Origin of the sequence: Niabella beijingensis, from assembly GCF_020034665.1 — a bacterium.
Classification (GTDB): Bacteria; Bacteroidota; Bacteroidia; order Chitinophagales; family Chitinophagaceae; genus Niabella; species Niabella beijingensis.
This window is the reverse complement of sequence record NZ_JAIQDI010000002.1, coordinates 938795-963083: the sequence shown is the minus strand read 5'-3', so window position 1 is coordinate 963083 and position 24289 is coordinate 938795. Positions and strand designations below refer to the sequence as shown.

24 protein-coding genes and 1 other RNA gene are annotated in these 24289 nt (G+C 48.3%); 5 read left to right on the top strand and 20 right to left on the bottom strand.

The window, feature by feature from the left end:
* Positions 1–3 precede the first annotated feature (3 nt).
* Positions 4–1161 (bottom strand): esterase-like activity of phytase family protein, encoded by a 1158-nt coding sequence (locus K7B07_RS20140; protein WP_223712336.1) that lies wholly within the window; start codon positions 1159–1161, stop codon positions 4–6.
* A gap of 51 nt (positions 1162–1212) precedes the next feature.
* Between K7B07_RS20140 and K7B07_RS20135 the strand changes: the two genes are divergently transcribed.
* The gene (locus K7B07_RS20135) at positions 1213–1569 is read left to right on the top strand and encodes a VOC family protein (protein WP_223712335.1); all 357 of its coding nucleotides are present in this window, start codon (positions 1213–1215) and stop codon (positions 1567–1569) included.
* Positions 1570–1607: 38 nt separating this feature from the next.
* Here K7B07_RS20135 and rnpB read toward each other — a convergent pair.
* The 12 genes from rnpB to K7B07_RS20075 all read right to left on the bottom strand — a co-directional run bounded on the left by rnpB (position 1608) and on the right by K7B07_RS20075 (position 13689).
* Positions 1608–2010: RNase P RNA component class A (rnpB, locus tag K7B07_RS20130), an RNA gene on the bottom strand.
* A 100-nt stretch (positions 2011–2110) separates the two neighbouring features.
* Positions 2111–3136, bottom strand: coding sequence for a Smr/MutS family protein (locus K7B07_RS20125; protein ID WP_223712334.1), 1026 nt, complete (start codon positions 3134–3136; stop codon positions 2111–2113).
* A 53-nt stretch (positions 3137–3189) separates the two neighbouring features.
* Positions 3190–4911, bottom strand: coding sequence for an amino acid permease (locus tag K7B07_RS20120; RefSeq protein WP_223712333.1), 1722 nt, complete (start codon positions 4909–4911; stop codon positions 3190–3192).
* A gap of 57 nt (positions 4912–4968) precedes the next feature.
* Positions 4969–5934, bottom strand: coding sequence for a polyprenyl synthetase family protein (locus K7B07_RS20115; RefSeq protein ID WP_223712332.1), 966 nt, complete (start codon positions 5932–5934; stop codon positions 4969–4971).
* 77 nt (positions 5935–6011) lie between these two features.
* Positions 6012–6608: a GNAT family N-acetyltransferase gene (locus K7B07_RS20110; protein ID WP_223712331.1), complete on the bottom strand. Its 597-nt coding sequence runs from the start codon at positions 6606–6608 to the stop codon at positions 6012–6014.
* Positions 6609–6671: 63 nt separating this feature from the next.
* Entirely contained in the window at positions 6672–7031 is a 360-nt protein-coding gene (locus K7B07_RS20105) for a DUF7674 family protein (RefSeq protein WP_223712330.1), read from the bottom strand.
* Between the two features lie 196 nt (positions 7032–7227).
* Entirely contained in the window at positions 7228–9234 is a 2007-nt protein-coding gene (gene rnr, locus K7B07_RS20100; RefSeq protein WP_223712329.1) for a ribonuclease R, read from the bottom strand.
* An 8-nt stretch (positions 9235–9242) separates the two neighbouring features.
* Positions 9243–10310, bottom strand: a complete 1068-nt coding sequence (gene lpxK / locus K7B07_RS20095; protein ID WP_223712328.1) for a tetraacyldisaccharide 4'-kinase — start codon at positions 10308–10310, stop codon at positions 9243–9245.
* Positions 10300–10869 (bottom strand): 5-formyltetrahydrofolate cyclo-ligase, encoded by a 570-nt coding sequence (locus K7B07_RS20090; protein WP_223712327.1) that lies wholly within the window; start codon positions 10867–10869, stop codon positions 10300–10302. Before K7B07_RS20090 ends, lpxK begins: the two co-directional genes overlap by 11 nt.
* Before the next feature lie 54 nt (positions 10870–10923).
* Positions 10924–11463 carry an RsmD family RNA methyltransferase gene (locus tag K7B07_RS20085; RefSeq protein WP_223712326.1) on the bottom strand — a complete coding sequence of 180 codons (540 nt, stop codon included), beginning with the start codon at positions 11461–11463 and terminating at the stop codon, positions 10924–10926.
* Positions 11451–12251, bottom strand: coding sequence for a DUF3822 family protein (locus K7B07_RS20080; protein WP_223712325.1), 801 nt, complete (start codon positions 12249–12251; stop codon positions 11451–11453). Before K7B07_RS20080 ends, K7B07_RS20085 begins: the two co-directional genes overlap by 13 nt.
* Before the next feature lie 214 nt (positions 12252–12465).
* Positions 12466–13689: an exo-beta-N-acetylmuramidase NamZ family protein gene (locus K7B07_RS20075; RefSeq protein WP_223712324.1), complete on the bottom strand. Its 1224-nt coding sequence runs from the start codon at positions 13687–13689 to the stop codon at positions 12466–12468.
* Between the two features lie 208 nt (positions 13690–13897).
* On the opposite strand from K7B07_RS20075, the gene K7B07_RS20070 reads away from it, so the two are divergent.
* Both K7B07_RS20070 and K7B07_RS20065 read left to right on the top strand, forming a co-directional pair.
* Complete coding sequence (locus tag K7B07_RS20070; RefSeq protein ID WP_223712323.1) at positions 13898–15082, top strand: acetyl-CoA C-acyltransferase; 1185 nt, start codon at positions 13898–13900, stop codon at positions 15080–15082.
* Positions 15083–15088: 6 nt separating this feature from the next.
* Positions 15089–15595, top strand: coding sequence for a GNAT family N-acetyltransferase (locus tag K7B07_RS20065; protein WP_223712322.1), 507 nt, complete (start codon positions 15089–15091; stop codon positions 15593–15595).
* A 1-nt stretch (position 15596) separates the two neighbouring features.
* On the opposite strand, the gene K7B07_RS20060 is transcribed toward K7B07_RS20065, so the two are convergent.
* Positions 15597–16565 (bottom strand): YpdA family putative bacillithiol disulfide reductase, encoded by a 969-nt coding sequence (locus K7B07_RS20060; RefSeq protein ID WP_223712321.1) that lies wholly within the window; start codon positions 16563–16565, stop codon positions 15597–15599.
* Positions 16566–16639: 74 nt separating this feature from the next.
* Entirely contained in the window at positions 16640–17542 is a 903-nt protein-coding gene (locus K7B07_RS20055) for a cation diffusion facilitator family transporter (protein ID WP_223712320.1), read from the bottom strand.
* A gap of 156 nt (positions 17543–17698) precedes the next feature.
* On the opposite strand from K7B07_RS20055, the gene K7B07_RS20050 reads away from it, so the two are divergent.
* Complete coding sequence (locus K7B07_RS20050; protein ID WP_223712319.1) at positions 17699–18688, top strand: pyruvate dehydrogenase complex E1 component subunit beta; 990 nt, start codon at positions 17699–17701, stop codon at positions 18686–18688.
* A 72-nt stretch (positions 18689–18760) separates the two neighbouring features.
* Entirely contained in the window at positions 18761–19948 is a 1188-nt protein-coding gene (locus K7B07_RS20045; RefSeq protein WP_223712318.1) for a sigma-54-dependent transcriptional regulator, read from the top strand.
* 32 nt (positions 19949–19980) lie between these two features.
* Here K7B07_RS20045 and K7B07_RS20040 read toward each other — a convergent pair whose 3' ends face one another.
* The 5 genes from K7B07_RS20040 to K7B07_RS20020 form a co-directional block, all read right to left on the bottom strand.
* Positions 19981–21123: a glycosyltransferase gene (locus K7B07_RS20040; RefSeq protein WP_223712317.1), complete on the bottom strand. Its 1143-nt coding sequence runs from the start codon at positions 21121–21123 to the stop codon at positions 19981–19983.
* 11 nt (positions 21124–21134) lie between these two features.
* Positions 21135–21896 (bottom strand): triose-phosphate isomerase, encoded by a 762-nt coding sequence (gene tpiA / locus K7B07_RS20035; protein ID WP_223712316.1) that lies wholly within the window; start codon positions 21894–21896, stop codon positions 21135–21137.
* On the bottom strand, positions 21871–23007 hold the full coding sequence (locus K7B07_RS20030) for a putative sugar nucleotidyl transferase (protein ID WP_223712315.1): 1137 nt from the start codon (positions 23005–23007) through the stop codon (positions 21871–21873). The genes tpiA and K7B07_RS20030 overlap by 26 nt, the downstream gene beginning before the upstream one ends.
* Positions 23008–23095: 88 nt before the next feature.
* The gene (locus tag K7B07_RS20025) at positions 23096–23344 is read right to left on the bottom strand and encodes a type B 50S ribosomal protein L31 (protein WP_223712314.1); all 249 of its coding nucleotides are present in this window, start codon (positions 23342–23344) and stop codon (positions 23096–23098) included.
* Between the two features lie 375 nt (positions 23345–23719).
* The gene (locus K7B07_RS20020; protein ID WP_223712313.1) at positions 23720–24211 is read right to left on the bottom strand and encodes a YajQ family cyclic di-GMP-binding protein; all 492 of its coding nucleotides are present in this window, start codon (positions 24209–24211) and stop codon (positions 23720–23722) included.
* Positions 24212–24289: the final 78 nt, after the last annotated feature.

The window sequence follows — 24289 nt, the reverse complement described above, 5'->3', positions numbered from 1 at the left end:
TCATTAAGGTATGGCTTCAAATAAAAAGACCTGTGTTTTTTCCTCCCTGCTGAAATTATTGTCTGCAATAAGGATGACGGAATAATGGCCGTTTGCCAGTTTCGGGCCAAAAGTGATGCCCTCCACATTGTCAATATAACGGTTCAGATCGTTCATATTCAACAGCAGCTTTTTGGAAGCGGGGCGGTAATTCCGGTCCAGGTGCAGGCCGCTCCTGCCGGATACATCCGTGGCATCCTTCAGGGTCGCTTCGTAGATCTTGATCGTGCAATAGGAATTGCCCATAGAAAATGAACGCTCCATTACCAGCAGGCGGTGGTCATCCAGTGGCAGGATCTCAGAGATACCATTTACCCGGAAAGCGCTGTCGGGATGCGGCTTACGTGCCACGGCATCCAGCAGGTAAGCATACTGGGCCACCGGCTTTCCCGTAGCTACGTTGTATTTTAAAATACGGACGGGAGCGCCGGGATAATCCACGTCTGCCCTTGGCCCGTCTTCGTAAAGGGGCTCTTCCACACTGGCAAAAAGGATCCGGTAATCCGCTGCAAAACCCAGGCCTTCGAAAACACCGTTCACCCGCGGCCCCTGCTCACTGGTTTGTACATGCAGATTCGAAGGCAGGGAAAAGCTATCGAGATAATTACCATTAAGATCCATTTTCCAGATCCAGGGGTCCTTGATATTGATCCCTCCATTCCGTTGTGCCCGGTCGCCTTCGCTCGACCAGATGAGGCTGTTCGTCGCTGCATTAAAACGGATCGACTCCGGATCGGCGGCTTCCTGCGCGCCTTCTTTCAGGGAGGGGAAGCGTTTTCCGCCCGGCATTTTTAATGACTGTACACCGGTAAAAATAACGGTATCGATCCTGTTTTCCGCAATGCGGATCCGGGCAGTATAAAACCGCGACGGTGAAGTGGCCGACCGTTCGTCACTGATGATAAAGTACCGGTCATTCCGCCGGTCGTAGTCAATTCCGGATAAGCCTCCCACCCAGGTATTTTCATATTTCAGGTCAAAGGGGATCTCGTATTCATCCAGGAATTTCAGCTGGGAAACCGTTGCCGGACCGGCACCTGTTGCCGCCGGGGAAACACTTTTCTGCTGCACTGCGCAGCCAAAAGCCCCAAAAAGGAGCAATGACAGAATTTTAAACTTCATATCTTTAAACACGCTGCAAAGCTAAAGTTTTTGATCACGCAAAACCACTGTATGAAGTTAAACAATCTCCGCCCGGTGATCTATGTCCCCGAAATAAAAACAACACTTGATTATTACCGGGAGCACCTTGGATTTGAGACCCGTTGTAATGAAACCGCCAGCTGGGGATATGCCTTTAAAGATGCTGTGGAGATTATGTTCAGCATTCCCAATGCGCACCTGCCTTTTACAGCTACTGCATTCACCGGCTCACTTTATATCAATACCGATGATGTAAACGCCTGGTGGGCACTGCTGAAAGAAAAATGTACGATCGTGTATCCGGTGGAAACATTCAGTTATGGCATGCGTGAATTTGCGGTACGGGATCTTAATGGCATCATCCTGCAGTTCGGGCAGGAGACCTAATAAAAGCCTGGTCCGGAACAACCGGAATGGTTTTATAAAAATGTTACAAGCCTGTAAGCCGGATTCTGTCCCCTGCAGAAGCAGGGTGGTTATCATTTATCTGTTCAAAGAGTTACCTCAATGAATCCATCTACCTACCCTTCCTGCCATTCCGCCAAAGGCGGGATAGTAAACGAGCCGCTCACCTTTTAAAACAATTGTTTTAAAAAGCAGGATTTACATGGTATTTCAGCATACAAGGTTTACCCGTATTTAACATTACTGCCAAATACCGTGAGCTCTTACCTCACGTTTTCACCCTCATCCCGCTTTTGGCAGGACAGTTATTTTCTGTGGCACTATCTATTTCCGCGGAGCGGAATCCGGCTGTTCACCGGTGTATTGCTCTGTGCTGTCCAGACTTTCCTCCTTCAAAATGAAGGCGATAACCCGGCTTGTAACGCAGCAAAGGTACACAAATCATTCGTTCCGGGTTTCAAAACTGCTGTGATCGGGAATGAGGATCAAGATTTGAGAATTGAGATTTGTGTCTTAATGAGACTCAATATTTAAAATGCACTTCCGTTGCACCATATCCATAAGAGGGATGGTACTGGTTTACAAAATAATTCACTTCTTTTTTCAGCCGCAGGGCATCGTGTATCTCATCACGCAGCTTGCCGGTTCCCACACCATGGATAATGGTAAGCGTGGGCTGCATATGCGTCACGGCGAGATTATAAAATTTCTCAAAGGTGTCCAGCTGCAGGGTAAGCATCTCAAAATTGCTCATGTGGGAAGCATCATCCGTCAGCTTCTCAATATGAAGGTCTACCACGCTCCGTGCGGGCTCCAGGTGCTTGCGGGCTTCTTTGGCATTATAAACTTTGAATTTATTGCTCAGCTTATTCAAGGAGAGCTCCATCGGGTCTTCCTCCGGGGCTTTATCGGGGTAAACATCAAATAATTTATAGGAAAAGGTTGCCAGATTTTTCTGGCGCAGCTCCTCGATCCTGGCAAAAAGCTGTTTGGGCTTGATCTTTATCGTCGTTTCAAAATGTGTCGCCTTTGTTTTTTGTGGTTGTACCAGCGAAAATTCAAATTCAAAAGAAGGGCTGTCGCTCATATCCGCAAAAGGAACATCATGAATATAAAAATTCTGAAATGACTGAACCGTATTTTTTAATTCAAATTCGGGCGCACCAAAAAAGCCGAGACCATACTTAAATTCATAGGCGGTTCGTGTATTGTTGACCAGGTGCACCTTCAACAGTTCTACCACTTCATCACCAAACTCATCGGTATCCGAAACCGGCAGGAAATTGAGCCATACCCCATCCTCCTTTTTGGGCACCGGCGCAGGTTTTTCCTTACGCAGGTCGTCCACATGCTGGCGGGGCCTGGGTTGTGCTGTTTTCTTTTTCTGACTGAAATTACGGAAATAGGGAAAATCGATCTGATCCAGGTAAACCGGAAATTTAACACCCCTTACATCCACCATCACCATTTTATCATTTATAAAATCAACGATGGTACCTTCTTCGTCCGAATGAAGGATCAATACTTTATCACCTAACTGATATTTCACAAGCAAATATACAACGCCGCCGGGTAATGCGCCACGGTACGGGTACAATTATATCATACGGATCTGCTGCCGGACGGCACGCCGCGGCCCTGCCTTGCCAGATTGCTGTTCCGGTAACCGTATAAGAAGTAAATCACCAGTCCTATTGCCATCCAGACAAAGAACCAGAGCCAGCTGATTGCAGGGATCTCGATGAGCAGATACAGACAGGATAATACCCCCATTACAGGAATAAAGGAATACTTGTGGATGACCGTTTTTACGGTGATGACCGTAGCAATTACAAGAAACAGCAGGAACAGGATCTCCTGGTACCCCTCATTACCGATATTCGCAAAGGATTGAACGGCACGGTCGCGGAACAGGTAGATGAATAAGACCAGCAACAGGGGAATAATATACCGGCCGCTGATATAAGGAATTTTAAACTTGCCGGGCTCCTTACGGATCGGTGGCAGGATCAGCAGTCCCCCGCAAACCAGGATGAAAGCGAACAGGGTTCCGATGCTTGTCAGATCCGTCATCAGGCTGCTCTCCAGGAACAAAGCGCCCAGTCCTACGATAACACCGGTGAGTAACGTTGAAAAAGAAGGTGTTTTGTACCGGGGATGGATCTTCTGAAAGACCTTTGGCAACAAGCCGTCACGGCTCATGCTCATCCAGATTCTTGGCTGTCCGATCTGGAAGACCAATAATACCGAAGTGGTAGCGACCACTGCACTTATGGATACGATCTTTTCCACCCATGGAGCTCTTTTTTCAAACACGAAGGCCAGGGGATCCGAAACATTTTTAAAGGATGAATAATTTTCGATACCGGTCAGTATCAAAGCGATCGCGATATACAGCACAGTACAGATCAGCAGGGAATAGATCATACTTCGAGGAAGATCCCGCTGCGGATTCCTGCATTCCTCTGCTGTTGTAGATATCGCATCAAATCCGATATAGGCATAGAACACAGCGGAAACACCCTTCAGCACTCCCTCAAAACGATTGGGGAGAAAGGGCGTCCAGTTATTGGTATCGACAAAAAATGCGCCCACAATGATAATGAAGATGATCACACCTATCTTGAACATCACCATAAAATTGGCGGACTGCTTGCTTTCTTTTATGCCGATATAAGCCAGCCAGGTAATCAGTGCTGTAATGATAAATGCGGGCAGGTTCAGGAACACCGGCATGCTGCCGATCCGGGGAGCCTCCCTGTAGGCGTCGATAGCGAACTGGTAGTTTTTCAACTGATCGGTTGTCAGCTGCCCTGCATTTTCAGCCAGGGCTTTCGTTGCCGTATTATAGGCATTTATTGCTGTCTCCGGATCCACCAGCAACCAGTCGGGCAGATGAATATGGAACACGTGCACCAGCAGGTTATTAAAATACCCGCTCCAGGAGATGGCGACCACAATATTGCCGATCGCATATTCCAGGATAAGCGCCCATCCGATCACCCAGGCTACAATTTCCCCGAAACTTACGTAGGAATAGGTATAGGCACTACCGGACACCGGCACCCTGCTGGCAAATTCAGCATAACACAATGCCGAAAAACCGCAGGTGATCGCAGTGATAACAAATAAAAGGGATACACCCGGACCTCCATGATAAGCTGCACTACCAATAGTAGAAAAAATACCCGCTCCAACCACTGCAGCAATTCCCAGAAAGGTGAGGTCTTTTACAGTCAGTATCTTATTAAGGCCGTGCTCCTGTTCTTTTGGCTCAGCAATAATATTTTCTATCTTTTTTTTCCGAAAGATTGAGCCCCCCATCGAAGATGAATTTTAGTGAAAATATTATAAAATGGCGGATTTTTGTAATTTATTCAACTAATTCTCCCGTTTTACCAATTTCTCGGCCAGTTCTTTCAGCGGCGTTTTTCTTTTGGAAACGACGGCCATGTCATCAAAATGCTGCAACGCTTCATTGAGGAACTGGTGTTTCAGTTCAATTGCCCAGCCATCGATCCTGCAGTCGCGGTAAATCTGAAGCACGCGGTCCACCTTATCGGGTGCATTACCCGCCAGCAGCTGATCCAGTTCTGTTCTCTGCGCGCCTTTTGCTTCCTGCAGGGTCTTGATCAGTAAAAAGGTCTTTTTGTTGGCCAGGATATCACCGCCTGCCTGTTTACCGAATTTTTTTGGATCTCCAAAAGCGTCCAGGTAATCATCCTGTACCTGGAATGCCAGTCCGATCTTCTTTCCGGCCTGGTACAAAAGATCAAGATTCCCGTAGCTGCCGCCACCCAGGATCCCGCCCATCTGCAGGCTTGCAGCCAGCAGTACGGACGTTTTACTCGTGATCATGTTTAAATATTCGTCCAGCGTCACTTCATTCCGTTGTTCATAATCCATATCCAGTTGCTGGCCTTCGCACACTTCCACTGCTGTATGGTTAAATAATTCCAGGATCCGCTGTACCAGGGAAAGATCGATCTGCGATATATACTCATATGCCCGGATCATCATCACATCCCCTGCAAGGATCGCGGTACTTTCATTATATTTTGTATGTACGGTCTGTTTGCCGCGACGCAGTGGTGCCTTGTCCATGATATCATCATGGATCAATGTAAAATTATGAAACAGCTCGATAGCGGTGGCCACATTCCAGGCATCCGGATGAATTTCTCCGAACAATTCATTTGCCATCAGACAAAGTACGGGGCGTAACCGTTTTCCACCCATTGATAAAAAATAGTTATTGGGTTCATACAAGGTGTGCGGTTCCTGCGGAAAATGTGTTTTTTCAAATGTCTCGGAAAACAATGCCGATAGTTCTTCGAATGTATGCATGGCTCAAAAATAATGGTTCTTCTTCAAAAAAGCAGCTTTTAAGCGTCCGCAATGAAGGAACGATCGCCTTTCCGAAATCAGCACACCGCCGGAACCGGGTGGTATGCATCCGGTACAGCAGCCGCCGCCGCATTAGCCACAGGATCAAACAGCATAGCCGTGCAAAAACAATTTTTAAACTGTGCCTTCCTGAGGTCTTTATAGTGCACACAACTTTTACATTTACCCCAGAAAACCAAATCCTGTACAATTTCCGAATACGCAACCGGCGACAGCCCCAATCGCGTATTGATCTTCATGGTAGCCAGCGTGCTGGTAATTCCAAAGATCTTCGCCATTGGATATTTTAGTCTTGTGAGCTCAAATATTTTTTCCTTCATAAGGGTTGCGATCCCTTTTCTTCTCCATGATGGCGGTACGATGAGGCCATTGTGCGAAACGAATGAGCCGTTTGCCCATGGTTCCATATAAATAAACCCGGCCCATTTGCCATCGCCGGTAACAGCAACAACCGCCTTTCCTTCCACTATCTTTTCTTTTATTAACCCGGGACTTCTTTTTGAGATGCCCGTGCCTCTTGCTTTTGCCGAGGCCTCCATTTCATTCGCAATAGCCGTGGCAAATGAAAGATCCTTTTCTGTCGCTAACCTTACGACAACATTACTATTTTCCATTATAACTGGTTTAAATTGATGAATCCTGCTCTAAAGATCAGGAAGATCCAAAGGGTACCGTTTTTATATTCCCGGTTTATAGTGTTGCTGTATGTATAAAGAATATAAGGTGATCGGCATTTTGGCGCTAAGAAGATTCCATTCCATGGTATCGCATTTATTCCGCATACCGGAAAAGGACAGGACAAAAACATTTTCAATTGCATTTTTTACAAGGGTATCGCCTTTCTCATAGATCTTCTCTACCATCCGCATGCATTTTATTACAACCGGCAGCTGGTGCATGGAAAGCATCCTGCTTGCAAAAGCCGACAGGATTTGCATGATCTGGATCGCGTCCCCGAATTTCCGGGTGGTTTCCAGCTCATGACATATTGCAGGTAATTCATCTTCGATGATTGCGGGAATTTCGTATTGATTCATAATTGATGTATTTATGGGGAATATCGGCCAAAATCTGTTCCACCCTTCACCAATTGATACAACCAGCTAACAAACAAAATATTACGGCTGGCCGGGGCATTTTCGATACCGCACAAACCACCTCAAAATGAAAAAACCATTTCATTTTGAAATGGTTTTTTAAGGCGCTTGTCCGATGGTCCGGAAGCCGAATGCGTCAGCTTTTATTTTTTCGTTTTTTTACGATTTTCGTTTTTGCCGGTTCAGTCGCTGCAGCAGGCTTTACCCAATGATAATCGAGGTACCGCTTTTCCAGGTTAGCGGCCACTACCTGTATACGCACTTTATCACCCATTGTGAACCGCGTGCCGGTACGCATGCCAATGATGGCATAATCCGCTTCGGAATGTTTGAAGGTATCATATTCTGCCAGACTGGTCATACCTACCATACCTTCACACAGATGATCGACCGTCTCCGCCCAGAATCCGAATTTTGAAACTCCACTGATGATCGCATCAAACTCTTCCCCTACAAACTGCTGCATGTACTCTACCTGTTTGTATTTATTGGCACTGCGCTCCGCTTCCATGGCGGCACGCTCCCGCTCACTGCAGTGTTTGCATTTCTCCTCAAGTTTCTTATCAATTTTTGCCTTATCCTCCAGTATCTCCAGCAGGATCCGGTGCACCATAATATCCGGATAACGGCGTATCGGTGATGTAAAATGACAGTAGTTCTCAAACCCCAGTCCGTAATGCCCGATATTGGAGGAGGTATATTTTGCTTTTGCCATGGTGCGGATCCCCAGTTGCTGCAGTACCGCCTCTTCGGGGCGTCCTTTAATATCCTTTAATAGTTTGTCAAAGGATGCGGCGATCGTCTCCGCACTTGAAATATCGAACCGGTACCCGAACTTATTTGCAAAGGCAACAAAGGGCAGCAGTTTTTCTTCATCCGGCGTATCGTGTATCCGGTAAGGGAAAGGCAGCGTTTTATTATTGATCTTCACTTTTGATGCGGCTTCCGCTACATATTTGTTAGCCAGCAGCATCAGTTCTTCGATCAGCTGATGGGCTTCCTTGCTTACTTTCAGCATGATGCCCGTGGGCACGCCGTTCTCATCCAGTTTGAAACGCACTTCTGTGGAATTGAAATTAATGGCCCCTTCATCAAAACGGCCCTGGCGCAGGCGCTGCGAAAGCTTGTTCACAATCGAAATCACCTCGGCATGATCGCCCTGTCCTGTTTCAATGATCGCCTGGGCTTCCTCATAAGTAAACCTTCTTTTGGAACGAATCACCGTTTTTCCCAGCCAGTATTGTTTTACTTCGGCTTTTTCATTCAATTGAAAGATGGCGGAGAATGTAAGTTTATCTTCATCGGGCCGTAATGAGCAAAGGACATTGGAAATATGTTCGGGCAGCATCGGGTTCACCCGGTCTGGCAGGTAAACCGATGTGGCCCGCAGATAAGCCTCTTCATCCAGTGCGGTTCCCGGAACTACGTAATGACTCACATCTGCGATGTGGACACCCACTTCATAGTTGCCGTTCTTGAGCACCCGGAAGGAAATGGCATCATCAAAATCTTTGGCATCTTCCGGGTCGATTGTGAATGTAAGGATGTTGCGGATATCTTTCCGCATGGCCAGGTCTTCTTTTGTGATCGCATTGGGGATACGGTTGGCCACCTCCATGGCTTCATCCGGGAAAAAAAGCGGAAACCCTTTTTCAAGCAGGGTCTCTTTCATGGCAATATCGCCGCTGCGGGCTTCATCCAGTATTGAAACGATGGATCCCACGGGTCGTTTGTCTTCTTTTTCCCATTGCAGCATCTTGGCCACTACCTTTTGTCCGTTCTGCGCCCCGTTCAGTTCTTCTTCCGGGATATAAATATCCGGCAGTCCTTTTTCTTTATCGCCCAGTACAAAACCAAATCCCCGGTTCAGCTGAAGCGTGCCGATAAACTCGGTACGGCTGCGCTGCACCACTTCCATGATCTTGCCTTTCAGCTTTGCATCATAACCGGAGGTAAGCTTTACCCGCACCACATCGCCGTCCATGGCATTGCGCAGGTCTTCCGGCCGTATCATCACATCTTCTTCCAGCCCCGGAACGATCACAAACCCCCTTCCCGATTTTGTTACTTCAAGTGTTCCTTTCAATAATTGTTCATTACCGGAAGAGGATTTGCTTTTTTTCTTCTTAATTTTTTTTACCATAGGAAACCCTATTGTTTTTCAATGTTTTGAATATAATCTTTGATCAAGGTATCAAATTTTTTGCTCCCGTCCAATAAAAAGAGGTGCTGCACCGGCAGGGCATAAAGCGCCACAGCGGTCAGCTGTTCTTTAAATTTCATCAGCCGGGTACTGTCTTTTTCTGTTGTAATAACTGCAGCGGTTCCCGGCGGAAAAGCCGTATAGGCCCGGATCAGCCGGTTGATGTCTTCCTGTTTGAAATCATGATGATCGTCAAAATAAAATTCACGGATCGGCTTGCGGTATAGTTCCAGTGCAGCTTTTAACGGCCGGGGGTTGGCAATGCCGGTTACCAGGAACAACCTTTGGATCCCCTCGGAAGACCAGGCTTTATTATCAAAAACGGGATACAGGTTGCCGTATTCCAGTGCAGCAAAAAAAACGGATTGCGTCCTCAGCGGGTTGATCTGTTCTTCGATCGCACGGGCCTCTGCCGGTGTAAGTGCCGGCGGGCACTTGGTGACAACGATACAATCCGCTTTCTTATAATGTGATTTCAGATCCCTTAACTGGCCGGCGGGCAGGTAATAGTCCCCGGGGAACAGGTTGTAATGTGCCGTAAGTAAAATATTGAAGCCCGCCCGTACCGCCCGGTGCTGAAAGGCATCGTCCAGCAGGATAACCTCCGGCCGTTCTGCCTGGAGCAGTGTTTCGATCGCAGTGGTCCGTTCTTCCCCAACCGCCACTGTTATGTCGGGAAACTTTGTGTGGAACTGCATGGGCTCGTCCCCGATCGTTGCTGCCGTATCACTACCGGCTGCGATCCTTACTCCACGGGTCTTCCGGCCGTATCCCCTGCTTACTGTAGCGATCCTGTATTCTTTTTTTAACAGCCGCACCAGGTATTCCACCATCGGGGATTTACCGGTGCCTCCAACAGCGAGGTTGCCTACACAAATGACAGGAAGCGGATAAGCCGTGCTTTTCTTTAACCCGGAATCATACAAAAAGCTGAAAATACGAACGCCTGCAACATAAAGCCATGAGATGGGTACCAGTAATTTGTTCTTTTTTGTGATGACGTTCTTAAAACTCATAAATCCTTTGCGGCGTGATACAATAATTTAAAGGTACATCAAATTTATCGGTATCTGTGATCCGGTCCACCGGTTCAAAATAACTTAATCCGATGATCGCTGCGTCCGGCCGCAGTTCTTTCAGGTATCGGTCGTATACGCCTTTTCCGTATCCGACCCGGTACCCGTGCGTGTCAAAGCACAACAGAGGCACCAGTACAAGGTCCAGTTCCCGCGGCGGTATTACCGTGCCGTTCTGCGGTTCGCTGATCCCGAATTCATTCACCTGAAACACGGTCGTTTCATTTGTCAGGAAGGCTTCCATGAGAGAAGTTGCGGGGTCATAGACCGGGTAGGCCACAGCGATACCCGGATTCCGGAATTCAAGATATCCCAGCAGCGCATCCGTGCTGATCTCTTTCCGGCGCTCAATGGCCGCATAACTGAATGCTGTATGCACAGGCGGTAATGCCAGTTGTTGAAACTGGATCAGCAGCAGATCATCCCATATGGTTTGCTGCTTTACGGTTATTTCGGCCCGTTTTTGCAGAAAGGCCGCCCTGGCTTCCGATTTTAGCATTGGTAAAATTACTAAAATCCGTTGAGGCAACCATCCCCTCCTCCTGCCGGGAGGTCATTGATTGATAAAAACAGAGAAAATAGTGGTGCCGTAGTTTTTTTCAAAGCTGTATTTTTCGAACTGCTTATAATCATTCCGGGGCGTGTGTTCCAGCACAAACCAGCCGTTCGGGTTCAGCAGTTGTTTTCCGACAATGATCTTAGGCAGTTCATCAATGGAGGTAAGCGCATAAGGCGGGCCTGCAAAAATAAAATCATAGGTAGTGCTGCAGGTCTCCAGATACCGGAAGACATCCATTTTGATGCACTTTATATTATCGATGTTCAGACCAGCTGCGGTCTTCTTTATAAAATCAAACATCGCATTGTCCTTCTCTACGATCGTCAGATCTGCAGCGCCCCGGCTTGCCAGCTCATAGCTGATGCTTCCTGTTCCGCCAAACAGGTCCAGGGTCTTTATCTCCTCAAAATCAATACGGTGCTGTAATACATTGAACAGGCCTTCCTTTGCAACATCCGTTGTGGGTCTTGTATAGGGCATTTTAGCAGGTGGGTTGATCTTTCTTCCTCCCAGCATGCCGGCTATAATTCGCATAGTGCCACCTGTTTTAGGGTCGTAAAATAATGCGCCGGAAAATCCATAGCCGCCTCATCCGTCCAGCCGGCATTCATCAGCCGGATGTTGAGGAAATAATCATACAGCATCTTATAAAGGCGGGAATCCGCATCTACCAGGCCGGAAACATTCAACTGCACCTCTGTTTGTGCCAACTGGTATACTTCCGCGATCTTCAACAGATAAAACAATACATCTTCCGGTGCCCTGTAGGTATAGTGCTGTGCCAGTATCAGGCTGCCGTCTTTTACTGCAACCACTGAAAAACTGTTATCCACGATATTTACCTCTAGAACCGCAGCAACTTTATCGGCCAGCGCTTCCGTGATGCGGATCTTTTGAAGGTGCCAGTAAGAAGCTCCGGGGATATACTGGATGCATTGATTCAGCAATGTAAAAGGAACGGAATAATTCAGTGCGATATCGCTCCCTATCCATTCATTCAGAATATGATCCTGCGGGTCTCCGCCGGCCAGGTGCAGCAGGGCGCTGTTATCACCCTGGTTCAGTTCTCCGGGCAGTAACGTGTACGCCGGAAAATCAAAAGCAATGATCTTTTTCTGGAACGGATGTCCGATCTCCGGGATACCGGCCAGCAGCTCCCGCAATCCGGACCCCGTTGTATTGAACCATTTCAATGTGCTCAGCTTTGCACCCAGTGCATCACAGATCGCGTAAGCAAAATAGCCCGGTCCGGTCTGAACCGCAAGCACACTGTTTGCTTCATCTACAAAATAGGTTCCGTTTATTTCAAATCTTGCCTGCACTTACTTTCTTATTAGGGAAGCAAACGTACATAAAATTTTTCATTCGCGTCCGGTGTTGCGGTGCATGGGGTGCCTAACATTTTAAGCGGATCACCGGTAATGCAGCACCGGGTATCTGTTTTTTCGCAGATACCACAGAGCGACACAAAAAAATCCAGGCATCAGCAAACAGGCCCGTGCGATTCCCCTCACGAGTTACCGCTGCGCCACCGGATCAGGGATAGAGCAGGTATTTTTTACGCAATGCTTTGTACTGCGACAATCCGGGCTCCCAGCTCTTGCGGATCGTTGCTTCCGAGGCACCTGCAATGATCTGTTCTTTAAAGTCATATACACCGGCCAGCTTATTGATATCTCCCATCTGGTTGCTTTGTGCCCGGTCAAAGAACCTTGCCGGCGCCGGGTAGGCCTTGTATAGATCGATCATCCACTGAATATTGATTTCCCGTTTGCGGATCAGTTCCGACATATCATATGTTCTCAGATCCAATCCGTAACAGGGCTGATCCTTATGCAGCGGCGTAGCGCTCATCCCTTTAATACTCACAGGAGTAAAAGAGAAATCGTATTTCCCTTTCAGCGCAGGCGCACCCAGTACGGTAAAGGGATAACGGGTGCCACGTCCCTGGCTGATGATGGTGCCTTCAAATAAACAAAGCGAAGGATACAGCAGGATGCTTTGCTGCGTATTCAGGTTGGGCGATGGAGCAACCGGCAACTCATAAGGCATATCGTGCGTGTAATTGGCCACCGGAATGATCCTGATCTTTGCTTTTATTTTGCCCGGCAGCCAGCCTTCGCCATTGATCATCTGTGCCAGTTCACCGATGGTAAGGCCATGGGCGATGGGGATGGGATAGGCGCCGATACCGGATTTGAGCCGCATATCCAGCACCGGTCCATCCACCAGGTAGCCGTTGGGATTGGGGCGGTCGAGGATCAGCAACTCTTTATTATTCTCGGCACAGGCTTCCATAATGCGCCCCATTACATTGATATACGTATAAAAACGGGTGCCCACATCCTGTACATCAAAAATCATGATATCCACATCTGCCAGGTCTTCTTTTGAAGGCTTGCTTTTTTTGCCATAGAGGGAAATAACAGGGATGCCGGTTTTCGCATCCACTGCATCGCCTACAGCAGCGCCGGCATCCGCATCGCCGCGGAAGCCATGCTCGGGTCCAAATGCTTTTACGATCTTCACGCCACGCTCCAGCAAACTGTCCACAAGATGTTTATTGCCGATCCGGGTGGTCGGGTTTGCCAGTATCCCCACACGTTTTCCTTCCAGGTAAGGGAGGTATTTTTCCGTTTGATCAGCACCCGTACGGATGGTGGCTTCCCGGTTTGCAGGTTCCGGTTTCGCGGGTACGCGCGCTGTGGCACAGGAACAACATACGATAACCAGCAGCAGGTTCAATAAAATAAGTTTCATGCTTTAATTTTTTTAAACGGACAACAGCTAAAATACGGTGAAATTAAGAACCTGCTGCTCCGGCGGGCCGGATTTATATTTTATAGAATACATTACAGACCGGTATAGCCGCGTCCCATATGGCATCGCCAGGGTAGCTCAAACCCGCAATACTAACACCCGTTATCATGACAGAAAAATCCCCTACATTTGTTGAAAACAAAGAAACATGTTACCCAAGGAAGTATATATCATTGCCGCGGTCCGTACCCCTCTGAGCAGTTTTGGGGGCTCCCTGAAGGAGCTGACAGCAACACAACTCGGCGCTATTGCCATAAAAAACGCACTCGCAAAAGCGGGGGTGGATGCCGGACAGGTGGATGATGTCATTATGGGATCCGTATTACAGGCCAACCTGGGACAGGCGCCCGCCCGGCAGGCCGCAAAATTTGCCGGTTTGCCGGATAAGGTTAATTGTACCACTATCAATAAGGTTTGTGCCAGCGGTATGAAAGCCATTGCCGGCGCGGTTCAATCCATAGCGCTGGGTGATGCGGATATAGTTGTTGCAGGCGGCATGGAGAGCATGAGCAATGTTCCTTTTTACCTGGATAAAATGCGCTGGGGAAATAAGTACGGGGATATCAATGCCATTGACGGACTGGCAAAGGATGGACTTACGGATGTATATGATGGACAGGCGATGGGCATGGCTGCCGAGCTCTGTGCTGCTGAATGTCATATCTCCCGGGAAGAACAGGACGCTTTTGCCATTGAAAGCTATCATCGCAGCCAGGCCGCCTGGGAATCAGGGAAATTCAATGATGAGGTGGTACCCGTAGAGATCCCTTCAAAAAAAGGCGATCCGGTTATCGTTTCAAAAGACGAAGAACCGTTCAATGTTAAGTTTGATAAGATCGCTTCACTGAAACCCGCTTTCAAAAAAGAGGGCACCGTTACAGCGGCCAATGCCAGTACCATGAATGACGGCGCTGCTGCACTGGTTTTAATGAGCAGGGAAAAAGCCGATGCCCTGGGCCTTCGCCCGGTTGCAAAAGTGCTGGCCTATGCCGATGCCGAACAGGCTCCGGAATGGTTTACCACTACCCCTTCACTTGCCGTTCCCAGGGCGGTGGAAAAAGCCGGGTTAAAGATGACGGATATTAACTTCTGGGAATTAAATGAAGCATTCAGCGTTGTTGGTATTGAAAATACAAAGCGTATGAAACTTGACCCTGCTACGGTAAATGTAAACGGCGGCGCCGTTTCCATAGGCCATCCGCTGGGAGCGAGCGGTGCGCGCATTATTGTTACCCTTATTCATGTACTGAAACAACAGAACGCCCGCTACGGCGCCGCAGGTATCTGCAATGGCGGCGGTGGGGCCAGTGCTATGGTGATCGAAAACTGCTGACCGGTTATGACAGCTCCAACCCTTCCCACAGGTATCAGTATCCGGACCAGGTTTGCGGATACCGATCCTGAAGCCATTCTGAAACTGCATCAGGAGGTTTATGCCAGCGAATATGGCTATGGTCCTGCTTTTTTTCATTATGTGGAAGAAGGGCTGGAAGAATTCAGCCGGCGTTTTGATCCGGCCTCGGACGGATGCTGGCTCTGTGAGCACAACGGTACTATTGTTGGTTCGCTTATCCTGATGCACCGGGAGCCGCATGTTTATCAATTGCGTTTTTTTGTTTTGTCGCCGGCATTCCGCGGCAAAGGACTGGGTCATGTCCTCCTCCGGCAGGGTTTTGATTTTTTAAGCGCACAAAATGCCCGCGCTGTTTTTTTATGGACCACTGCTGAACAGCATACCGCAGCAGCGCTGTACAGAAAATACGGATTTATATTAACCGCCGAAAAGGAGACGGTCAGCATGGGGAAAACACTGAAAGAACAGAAATATGAACGCCGGCTTTCCTGAGTTAGTGCTGCGCCCGCCGGATCGCTTTAATGATCTTTACAGCATGCTCCCTTGAGTTCTCGATAAAAAGCCGGTGGGTATTCATGCCGCCGCAGATCACCCCCGCCAGGTAAATCCCTTTCACACTGGATTCGTGGGTATCCGGATCCAGTACCGGGCATTGCACTTCATCATCACTCAGCTTAATACCGGTCTGTTTTAAAAACTGAAGATTGGGCTGGTAGCCGGTGGCGGCAATCACAAAATCATTTTTTATTGTTACTGTTCCCTCCGGGGTATCAATATCCACCGCATCGGTTCTGATTTCTCTTATGGTGGAATTGAAGTATGCTTTTATAGCCCCTTCTTTGATCCGGTTTTCAATATCCGGCCGTACCCAGTATTTTACGCGGGTACCAATTTCCGGGCCGCGCACTACCATCGTCACCCGCGCTCCTTTCCGCCAGGTTTCAAGGGCCGCGTCCACACCGGAGTTCATGGCTCCGACGACGATCACATCCTGGAAGGCATAAAAATGCGGATCCTTATAATAATGGGTCACTTTCGGCAATTCTTCCCCCGGCACATTAAGCAGGTAAGGAATGTCGTAAAAACCGGTAGCAATAATAATATGATCAGCGGTATAGGTCTCCCGCGTTGTTACCACTTCAAAAAGATCCACGGTCCGGGTCACCTGCTGCACGGTCTCAAACAGCCGTATGTTAAGATGGAACGAGCTGGTTACCCTCCGGTAATATTCCAGGGCTTCGTTCCGGGTCGGTTTGGGATTATTGGAAACAAAAGGCACCCCTCCTATTTCCAGCCGCTCGGATGTGGAAAAAAAAGTCATATTCACCGGGTAGTTGTAAAGGGAATTCACCAGACTGCCCTTTTCCAAAATCACATAATCCATTCCCGCCTTTTGGGCTTCAAGAGCGCAGGCCAGTCCAATGGGGCCACCGCCTATAATAATGATCGAAAAATGCTGCATCCTGCAAATTTCCAGTATCGGGTTTCAAATCCCAAATTTATATCGGCGAAGAAAGCCCCCGCTGCAGCGTTGTCTTATTGATGGATGCCTTCCTCCTTCAGTGCAATGCCCTCCCGCTCTGTTTGTATCGTGGTATGCCGTATCCCGTACTGCCCGCCCAGTAAGCGTTGCGCCTCCTGTAATACTTCCATGGCGTCTGCATCTTTTTGATATACCAGGTGAACGGTCAGCACGGGCATCCCGGAAGTGATGGTCCACACATGCAGATCATGCACGGCAATCACGCCCGCCAACTGCAACAGATCGCTCCGCAATTGTTCGATCTTTATATCTTTCGGAGTGCCTTCCAGCAAAACCCCTACCGATTCTTTTAATAACCCCCAGGTACGCGGCAGGATAAACAACCCGATACCTGCAGAGAGGATCGGATCAATATAATACCACCCGGTAAACAACATGATGGCACCGCCGGCAATCACTGCAACAGAAGTGAGCATGTCTGACAACACCTCAAAATACGCACCTTTCATATTCAGGCTCTCCTTCGAATCTTTCCGGAGGATATAGAGTCCCGCAAGGTTTACTATTAATCCCACCACGGCGATCAGCATCATCATTCCGCCTTCCACTTTGGGCGGATCCTGAAACCGCTGGTAGGCTTCGTAAAGGATATACAGGGATATCCCGATCAGTACCACGGCATTGGTCAGCGCTGCCAGGATCTCGGCCCGGTAATAGCCATAAGTGCGTCCGGGTGTTGGTGAACGTTCTCCGTAACGGATGGCCAGCAGCGCCAGCACAAGGCCGCCGGCATCTGTGAGCATATGACCGGCATCTGCCCAAAGGGCCAGGCTTTTGGTGAGAATACCACCGATCACCTCGGCTGCAAGATAAACGCCGGTGATGATCAAAACCAGTATCAGCTTTTTCTTATGCCTGCTTCCGGCAGACCGCTCCACTTCATGCACATGTGCCATCGGGAAACCTTTTTATGATTGAAAATTAACAAATTCTTCCGGGCCGGCAATCGGCCGTCTGAAAGAACTTTAAACCATCAGGCGAAACAATCCTTCTTTGGTATTCTGGCACTTCTCACTTAAATTTGCCACTCTTAAAATGACAATTTACTAAATATGGCAAGGAGTATAGCTTTCAGGGAAGCCCTCAGAGAGGCAATGAACGAAGAAATGAGAAGAGACGACCGTGTGTTTCTCATGGGTGAGGAAGTGGCCGAGTACAATGGTGCTTACAAAGTGAGCCAGGGAATGCTGGCCGAATTTGGTGAAAAAAGGGTGATCGACACCCCTATTTCCGAATTGGGTTTTGCAGCCGTTGGCGTAGGTGCTGCTCAAAGCGGCCTCCGTCCGATCGTGGAATTCATGACCTGGAACTTTGCGGTTCTTGCCTTAGATCAAATTTTAAATACTGCCTCTAAAATGCTGGCAATGAGTGGCGGACAGTTATCATGTCCTATTGTTTTCAGAGGTGGGAACGGCTCTGCCGGACAATTGGGTGCACAACACTCTACCGCTTTTGAATCGCTGTATGCAAATATCCCCGGTATTAAAGTAGTTTCTCCAAGTAACCCATACGACGCTAAAGGGCTTTTAAAGCAAGCCATCCGCTACGAAGAAGACCCGGTGATGTTTATGGAAAGTGAAACCATGTATGGTGATAAAATGGAGGTTCCGGAAGAAGAATACTACATTGAGCTGGGCAAGGCGGATATAAAAAAAGCAGGAACGGATGTAACCATTATTTCGTTTAATAAAATGATGAAAGTGGCACTCGGTGCTGCTGCAGAGCTGGAAAAAGAAGGGATCAGTGCCGAGGTGATCGACCTGAGGACCATCCGCCCGCTGGATATGGATACCATCCTCGCCAGTGTGCGTAAAACAAACCGGCTGGTGATCGTGGAAGAACAATGGCCGTTCGCTTCCGTATCTTCCGAGATCTCTTACCGGGTACAAAAGGATGCGTTCGACTTCCTGGATGCTCCGATCCGCAGGATCACCGCAGCCGATGCACCGCTGCACTATGCGCCGAACCTGGTTGCTGCCGCTTTACCCGATGTGCCCAGGACCGTAAAACTGGTGAAAGAAGTAATGTACCTGAAGAAATAGGATCCGGGTCTTCCGAATAGTATTTTTGAAGAGCCGCTCATTTTATTTCTCAACATAAACTAAAATAACTCCGTGCCGAAAAGTAAAACCAACGATAATCAACAGGAGATCCTGATTATTGATGATGAAGCGTCCATCAGAAAAACGCTTTCAGAGATCCTTTCGTTTGAGGGATATAGGGTAACTGAGGCCGTTGACGGAGAGGAAGGACTCAAACTGTTTTCAGAAAAGGCCTTCAATGCAGTTCTCTGCGATATCAAAATGCCGAAGATGGACGGCATCGAGTTCCTGGAAAAAGCAAGTGCTGCTGCCCCCGACATCCCCGTTATTATGATCTCCGGACATGGCAACATCGAAACAGCGGTGGAAGCGGTTAAAAAGGGCGCTTATGATTTCATTTCAAAACCCCCGGACCTGAACCGCCTGCTGATCACCATCCGTAATGCACTGGAACGCACGACCCTGGTTACCGAAACCAAAGTGCTGCGGAAAAAAGTATCCAAGGTCCAGGAAATTGTGGGTACTTCTGCTCCTATCCAGAAGATAAAAGAGACCATCAACAAAGTGGCACCCACCGAGGCAAGAGTGCTGGTAACCGGTGCCAACGGTGTGGGTAAAGAACTGGTGGCACGATGGATCCATGAATTAAGCAACCGCTCCAACAGTCCCCTGGTAGAGGTGAACTGCGCTGCAATACCAACCGAACTGATTGAATCTGAATTATTCGGACACGAAAAGGGATCTTTTACTTCAGCTATAAAACAACGTATCGGGAAATTTGAACAGGCCAATGGCGGTACGCTGTTCCTGGACGAGATCGGGGATATGAGCCTGAATGCCCAGGCAAAAGTTCTAAGGGCCCTACAGGAAGGAAAGATCACCCGGGTAGGCGCAGACAAGGATATCAATGTAGATGTACGGGTGATTGCTGCAACCAATAAAGACCTGCTGCAGGAAGTGGAAGATAAAAATTTCCGGCTGGATCTGTACCACCGGCTTAGCGTGATCCTTATCAACGTGCCTTCACTGAACGACCGCAGGGATGATATCCCGCTCCTTGTTGACCAGTTCCTGGATGATATCTGTAAAGACTACGGTATTGCCAAAAAAGGCATCGACGGCGGTGCTATCGAGCTGCTGCAGCAATACAACTGGACGGGCAACATCCGTGAGCTCCGGAACGTAGTAGAGCGCCTGGTAATTCTGAGCGGCAAAACCATCTCAGCGCCGGACGTGCAGAATTACGTATCGATAAATTAATTCATACAGTATACCCTTCTTCCCGATTCCTGTTATTGCGGGCTAAGTGATATCCGGTACCATTCGTCAAATTGTTTACCAATTGCCTGGTAGGAATAACGTTCCGCGGCCTTTTCAGCCAGCTGATCGGGGAAATACATATAATCCGCGTACATACGCTCAATTGCAGCCACCAGCCCTTCCTCATCGCCGGCGGTTACCAGGATCCCGTCTGAGGCATCGACAAGCTCGGCAATCCCCCCCACATCCGTTGCAATTACCGGCACTCCGCAGCAAAGGGCTTCGCCGATCACACAGGGTGAATTCTCAGCATGACTGAAAATGAGCAATGCATTGCTTTTCCGCAGTTCTTCCCCTACCTGTTCATAGGAAACGGTCCCTTCCGACAGCACCTGCGGATATTCGCGCCGCAGCTGTGCTTTAAGCGCCTCGGTCAGGCCGAGTAATTTAAGAGAATACACCAGCGGATCCAGCTTCAGGAAGGCGTTAATGATCCCCTGTACATTCTTAACAGAAGCCCCTGTTGAAATATGCAGCAGGTCAAAGCTGTTTCCTGTTTTTGGAGGTCCTGCAAAAAATAACCGGGTATTTACTACGTTGGGAATAACTGTATATTCTACGGGCCATACCCATTCCCGAAGCCGGACACCAAGGTACCGGCTTACGGAATGTACTGCAGCAGCGTTCTTCAGTGTATCCCTGATCACCTGCCGGAACCAAAACGGCCGCTGCCGGTAATTGTTTTCTACCTGTGTGTTATATCCGCCCCAATGCTCTGTTACTACATACGGGATCCCATACTTTTTTTTGATCCACTGCGCAATTAATCCTGATTTAAACGGAATATGCACATGAACCAGGTCCGGTTTTCCGTTGGTGCTGATGTAGCGCGTGACCGCTTTTTTATAAAGATGGTACCAGTAAAAATAGGACCGCAGTTTCCCGGCAATACCCGGCCTTTTAGGATAATAGATGTGTTCCTCGATAAGGTGCGGGTATCCGGGATTTTCCCGTAATACAGAAGTGACGCCCTTCCCTTCCGGATCGGGCGTCACTTTAATAACATGAATCTGATTGTATAAAGAAGCTGCCTGCGCATGGCGCTGTACAAAATCCCCTTCAAAAGGAGCTACTTTATTGGGGTACCAGCTGCAAAGCCAAAGCACCTTCAGCATTTGTTCCCTGCTTATTTTAAGGATTTGATGATCTCCACAAAATCCACGGCAACCAGTGATGCGCCGCCTACCAGGCCACCATCCACATCCGGACAGCTGAACAGCTCTTTTGCATTACCGGCTTTTACACTGCCTCCGTAAAGAATGGAAATATCCTCTGCTGCTTCCTGGCCATATTGTTTTGCGATTACAGAACGCAGGTAAGCATGTATTTCCTGTGCCTGCTCTGTAGTTGCGGTCTTCCCGGTACCGATCGCCCAGATGGGTTCATAAGCGATCACCACATTCTTCAGGTCTTCGGCTGATAAATGGAACAATGATTCCCGGAGCTGTTTTTCCACATATTCATTTTGCGTACCGGCTTCGCGTACACTCAGTGGTTCACCACAGCAGAAAATGGGCTTCAAGCCTGCACCCAGCAAGAGATCCAGCTTTTCGGAAATTTCCAGGTTGGTCTCGTTAAAATATTCCCGGCGCTCGCTGTGACCAATGATGCAATACTTGATGTTCAGCGACTGCAGCATGTCTACAGAAACCTCCCCGGTATAAGCTCCCGATTTTTTATTGGAGCAGTTCTGTGCGGCCACATAAAAGTTCTTTAACGTATTTACTTTTTCATTTGCCGTCATCAGGTAAGGAAACGGAATACCAAAGATCACTACCTGGTTTTCGGTTGTTTCGATGTTCTCGTCCAGAATATCTTTTAGCAATTGCTGCCCTTCTACATACGTTAAATTCATCTTCCAGTTAGCCGCTGCTATTTGCTGTCTCATGATTTCTTTGTTTTTGTTGATTATAAATATGGGTAATTAAATTTCGTTCGGTATCCGTAAGTACCTGCTTCTTTGTCTGCATCCACCGCTCCAGGTGGGCAAGCGCGTTTTCCAGGTCGTAGGCAATCGCTGTATCATAGCCCCAGGAAAAGGAAGGGATCCATTTCGGGGTCAATCCGTTTCCAAAAATATTGGAGCAGATCCCCGTAACCGTTCCGGTATTAAAAGAGCTGTTGATCGCTGCGCGGGAATAATCGCCCATCAGCACGCCGCACTTGGTTCCTGCTTTCACCGCCCCGGTGGGAAGTTCGATGCGGATGCGACCTGCGGTATTCTTCATATTGCTGGTAGTGGTTCCCCCGCCAAGGTTGCACCAGTGACCGATCACCGAGTCCCCCACATATCCGTCGTGCCCTTTGTTCGAGAAGGGGAAGAACACGCTGTTCTTGATCTCTCCGCCCACCGTACAATCATGGCCGATGGTGGTTCCCCCGTAGATCTTCGAGCCCATTTTTACCACGGCATTTTCACCGATAAAAACCGGTCCCCGGATGCAGGTACCTTCCATAACGAGTGCGTTCTTTGAAATATACACCGGGCCTTCTTCGGCATTGATGATGGAAAAACGCACATCCGCCCCTTCCTCAATAAACACCGCTGCTTCATTGGTACAACGGTTGCCCTCACGCAGTGGCGCCGAGCGGCGCCCCGCTGTAAGCAGGGAAAAATCAAACTGGAGGAGGGCCACATTTCTTTCAAAGATATCCCAGCTGTATTCCAGGAAGGAGGCCGTCCCTGCCGGTACCGCCGCACCGCCGTCGAATACCGTATCCATGGAGCCATAACCCGCTACGGCCCCGTTCTCAAACTGCAACGACGCTCCCGGGGAAAGGGTATTGAGAAGGGACACCACGGCTTCTGATGGTACGAGATGGGCGGGAATGTGCCAGCAGGCATTGGGGTCACTTTTTAAAGCGGTTGCCGCAATCAGCTCCCAGCGCCGCCGGTTGGTGAGCATGCCGGCGGGCATTTCCTCTACCGCAGTAGTAAGACTAAAAGGGAAAAGAAGCTCCGCCCTGTACTGCTTATGGGTGAAAATGACTGCACGCATAAATTGAGGTGTCTAAGATAAACAGAAACAAGGGTAAAACAAAACCCCGGATGACCGGGGTTTATAAAAATCGTAGAAAAGCACCAGATTATTTCTTCGCGTATTTTCTTTTGAATTTATCAATACGGCCCGCAGTATCCACCAGCATGTTTTTACCGGTAAAGAAGGGGTGAGAAGTGCTTGAAATTTCCAGTTTTATTACAGGATATTCGTTGCCGTCTTCCCACTGGACCGTTTCCTTTGAATTTGCTGTAGAGCGGCTTAAAAAGGTATCGCCGTTACTCATGTCTTTAAAAACCACCAGACGGTAATTTTCAGGATGGAGACCTTGTTTCATAACTATATGATTTTTAAGGTTGTACGGATTTTGCCGTACAGTTATTAATAATTTTGAGGTGCGAAGGTACAAAAAATAATCAATCAACGGCAAAAACCAGGATAAAGACATCTGATTGATGCGAATCAGGGGCCAAAAAATAACAATTATGCATAACCAGGTATTCCTGACCCATTAAGATCATTAAAAACAGCGCCTCGATCATTCTCAGGGTTTTATCCGGTATAAAAAAGCCAGAGTGGATGCACAGCACCGTTGGCTCAGCACATAATGGGCCCTGCTGATGACACGCGCTGCTCAATTTATACAACAAAATCGAGGCGATACCGCTTACTGCAATCCAGGTGCGGCTGCCCGGAAGATCTGCCGGCAGGTTTAGTTCCGCATATTTTCCACCTGCAGGGGCACACCCAGCTCCCAGCCTTTTGAGGCCTGGATAACGGCCTGCAGGTCGTCGATCTTTTTGCCCGTAACCCGCACCACATCCTCATGGATCGACACCTGTACCTTTAACCCCGCATCCTTGATCAGTTTTACTATTTTTTTGGCATCTTCCTGGCGGATCCCGTTACGTACTTCGATGTCTTTTTTCCAGGCCTTTCCTACCTGGCTACCCTCCTTGCCCAGGTCGAACGCTTCCGGCGCGATCCCCTGCTTGTGTGCCCGGCTCACCAGCACATCCAGCAATTGTTTCATCTTCATATCATCATCGGTTTCCACCTGGATTTTGAAGTTCTTCTTATCGAGTTCGATTACAACGTGTGACCCTTTAAAGTCAAAACGGTTGGTGATTTCTTTTTTAACCACATTCACTGCATTATCCAGTGCCTGCGCATCTACTTTACTGGCAAAATCAAATGAAGGCATATTAAATTCTGTTATAGATTCTGATGATTAAATAAATGATCCCTCTAAAGTTACTAAGAAAATAATGATCCGGTTCTT

What these genes read in the sequence shown, in the direction of transcription:
- K7B07_RS20065 (WP_223712322.1), top strand. Translation starts at nt 15,089, where the DNA reads ATGACAGCTCCAACCCTTCCCACAGGTATCAGTATCCGGACCAGGTTT.
- K7B07_RS20085 (WP_223712326.1), bottom strand. Translation starts at nt 11,463, where the DNA reads ATGCGAATTATAGCCGGCATGCTGGGAGGAAGAAAGATCAACCCACCT.
- K7B07_RS20090 (WP_223712327.1), bottom strand. Translation starts at nt 10,869, where the DNA reads ATGCTAAAATCGGAAGCCAGGGCGGCCTTTCTGCAAAAACGGGCCGAA.
- K7B07_RS20055 (WP_223712320.1), bottom strand. Translation starts at nt 17,542, where the DNA reads ATGGCACATGTGCATGAAGTGGAGCGGTCTGCCGGAAGCAGGCATAAG.
- K7B07_RS20050 (WP_223712319.1), top strand. Translation starts at nt 17,699, where the DNA reads ATGGCAAGGAGTATAGCTTTCAGGGAAGCCCTCAGAGAGGCAATGAAC.
- K7B07_RS20115 (WP_223712332.1), bottom strand. Translation starts at nt 5,934, where the DNA reads ATGCATACATTCGAAGAACTATCGGCATTGTTTTCCGAGACATTTGAA.
- K7B07_RS20075 (WP_223712324.1), bottom strand. Translation starts at nt 13,689, where the DNA reads ATGAAACTTATTTTATTGAACCTGCTGCTGGTTATCGTATGTTGTTCC.
- K7B07_RS20110 (WP_223712331.1), bottom strand. Translation starts at nt 6,608, where the DNA reads ATGGAAAATAGTAATGTTGTCGTAAGGTTAGCGACAGAAAAGGATCTT.
- K7B07_RS20120 (WP_223712333.1), bottom strand. Translation starts at nt 4,911, where the DNA reads ATGGGGGGCTCAATCTTTCGGAAAAAAAAGATAGAAAATATTATTGCT.
- K7B07_RS20105 (WP_223712330.1), bottom strand. Translation starts at nt 7,031, where the DNA reads ATGAATCAATACGAAATTCCCGCAATCATCGAAGATGAATTACCTGCA.
- lpxK (WP_223712328.1), bottom strand. Translation starts at nt 10,310, where the DNA reads ATGAGTTTTAAGAACGTCATCACAAAAAAGAACAAATTACTGGTACCC.
- K7B07_RS20070 (WP_223712323.1), top strand. Translation starts at nt 13,898, where the DNA reads ATGTTACCCAAGGAAGTATATATCATTGCCGCGGTCCGTACCCCTCTG.
- K7B07_RS20020 (WP_223712313.1), bottom strand. Translation starts at nt 24,211, where the DNA reads ATGCCTTCATTTGATTTTGCCAGTAAAGTAGATGCGCAGGCACTGGAT.
- K7B07_RS20025 (WP_223712314.1), bottom strand. Translation starts at nt 23,344, where the DNA reads ATGAAACAAGGTCTCCATCCTGAAAATTACCGTCTGGTGGTTTTTAAA.
- rnr (WP_223712329.1), bottom strand. Translation starts at nt 9,234, where the DNA reads ATGGTAAAAAAAATTAAGAAGAAAAAAAGCAAATCCTCTTCCGGTAAT.
- K7B07_RS20060 (WP_223712321.1), bottom strand. Translation starts at nt 16,565, where the DNA reads ATGCAGCATTTTTCGATCATTATTATAGGCGGTGGCCCCATTGGACTG.
- K7B07_RS20030 (WP_223712315.1), bottom strand. Translation starts at nt 23,007, where the DNA reads ATGCGTGCAGTCATTTTCACCCATAAGCAGTACAGGGCGGAGCTTCTT.
- K7B07_RS20040 (WP_223712317.1), bottom strand. Translation starts at nt 21,123, where the DNA reads ATGCTGAAGGTGCTTTGGCTTTGCAGCTGGTACCCCAATAAAGTAGCT.
- K7B07_RS20140 (WP_223712336.1), bottom strand. Translation starts at nt 1,161, where the DNA reads ATGAAGTTTAAAATTCTGTCATTGCTCCTTTTTGGGGCTTTTGGCTGC.
- K7B07_RS20135 (WP_223712335.1), top strand. Translation starts at nt 1,213, where the DNA reads ATGAAGTTAAACAATCTCCGCCCGGTGATCTATGTCCCCGAAATAAAA.
- tpiA (WP_223712316.1), bottom strand. Translation starts at nt 21,896, where the DNA reads ATGAGACAGCAAATAGCAGCGGCTAACTGGAAGATGAATTTAACGTAT.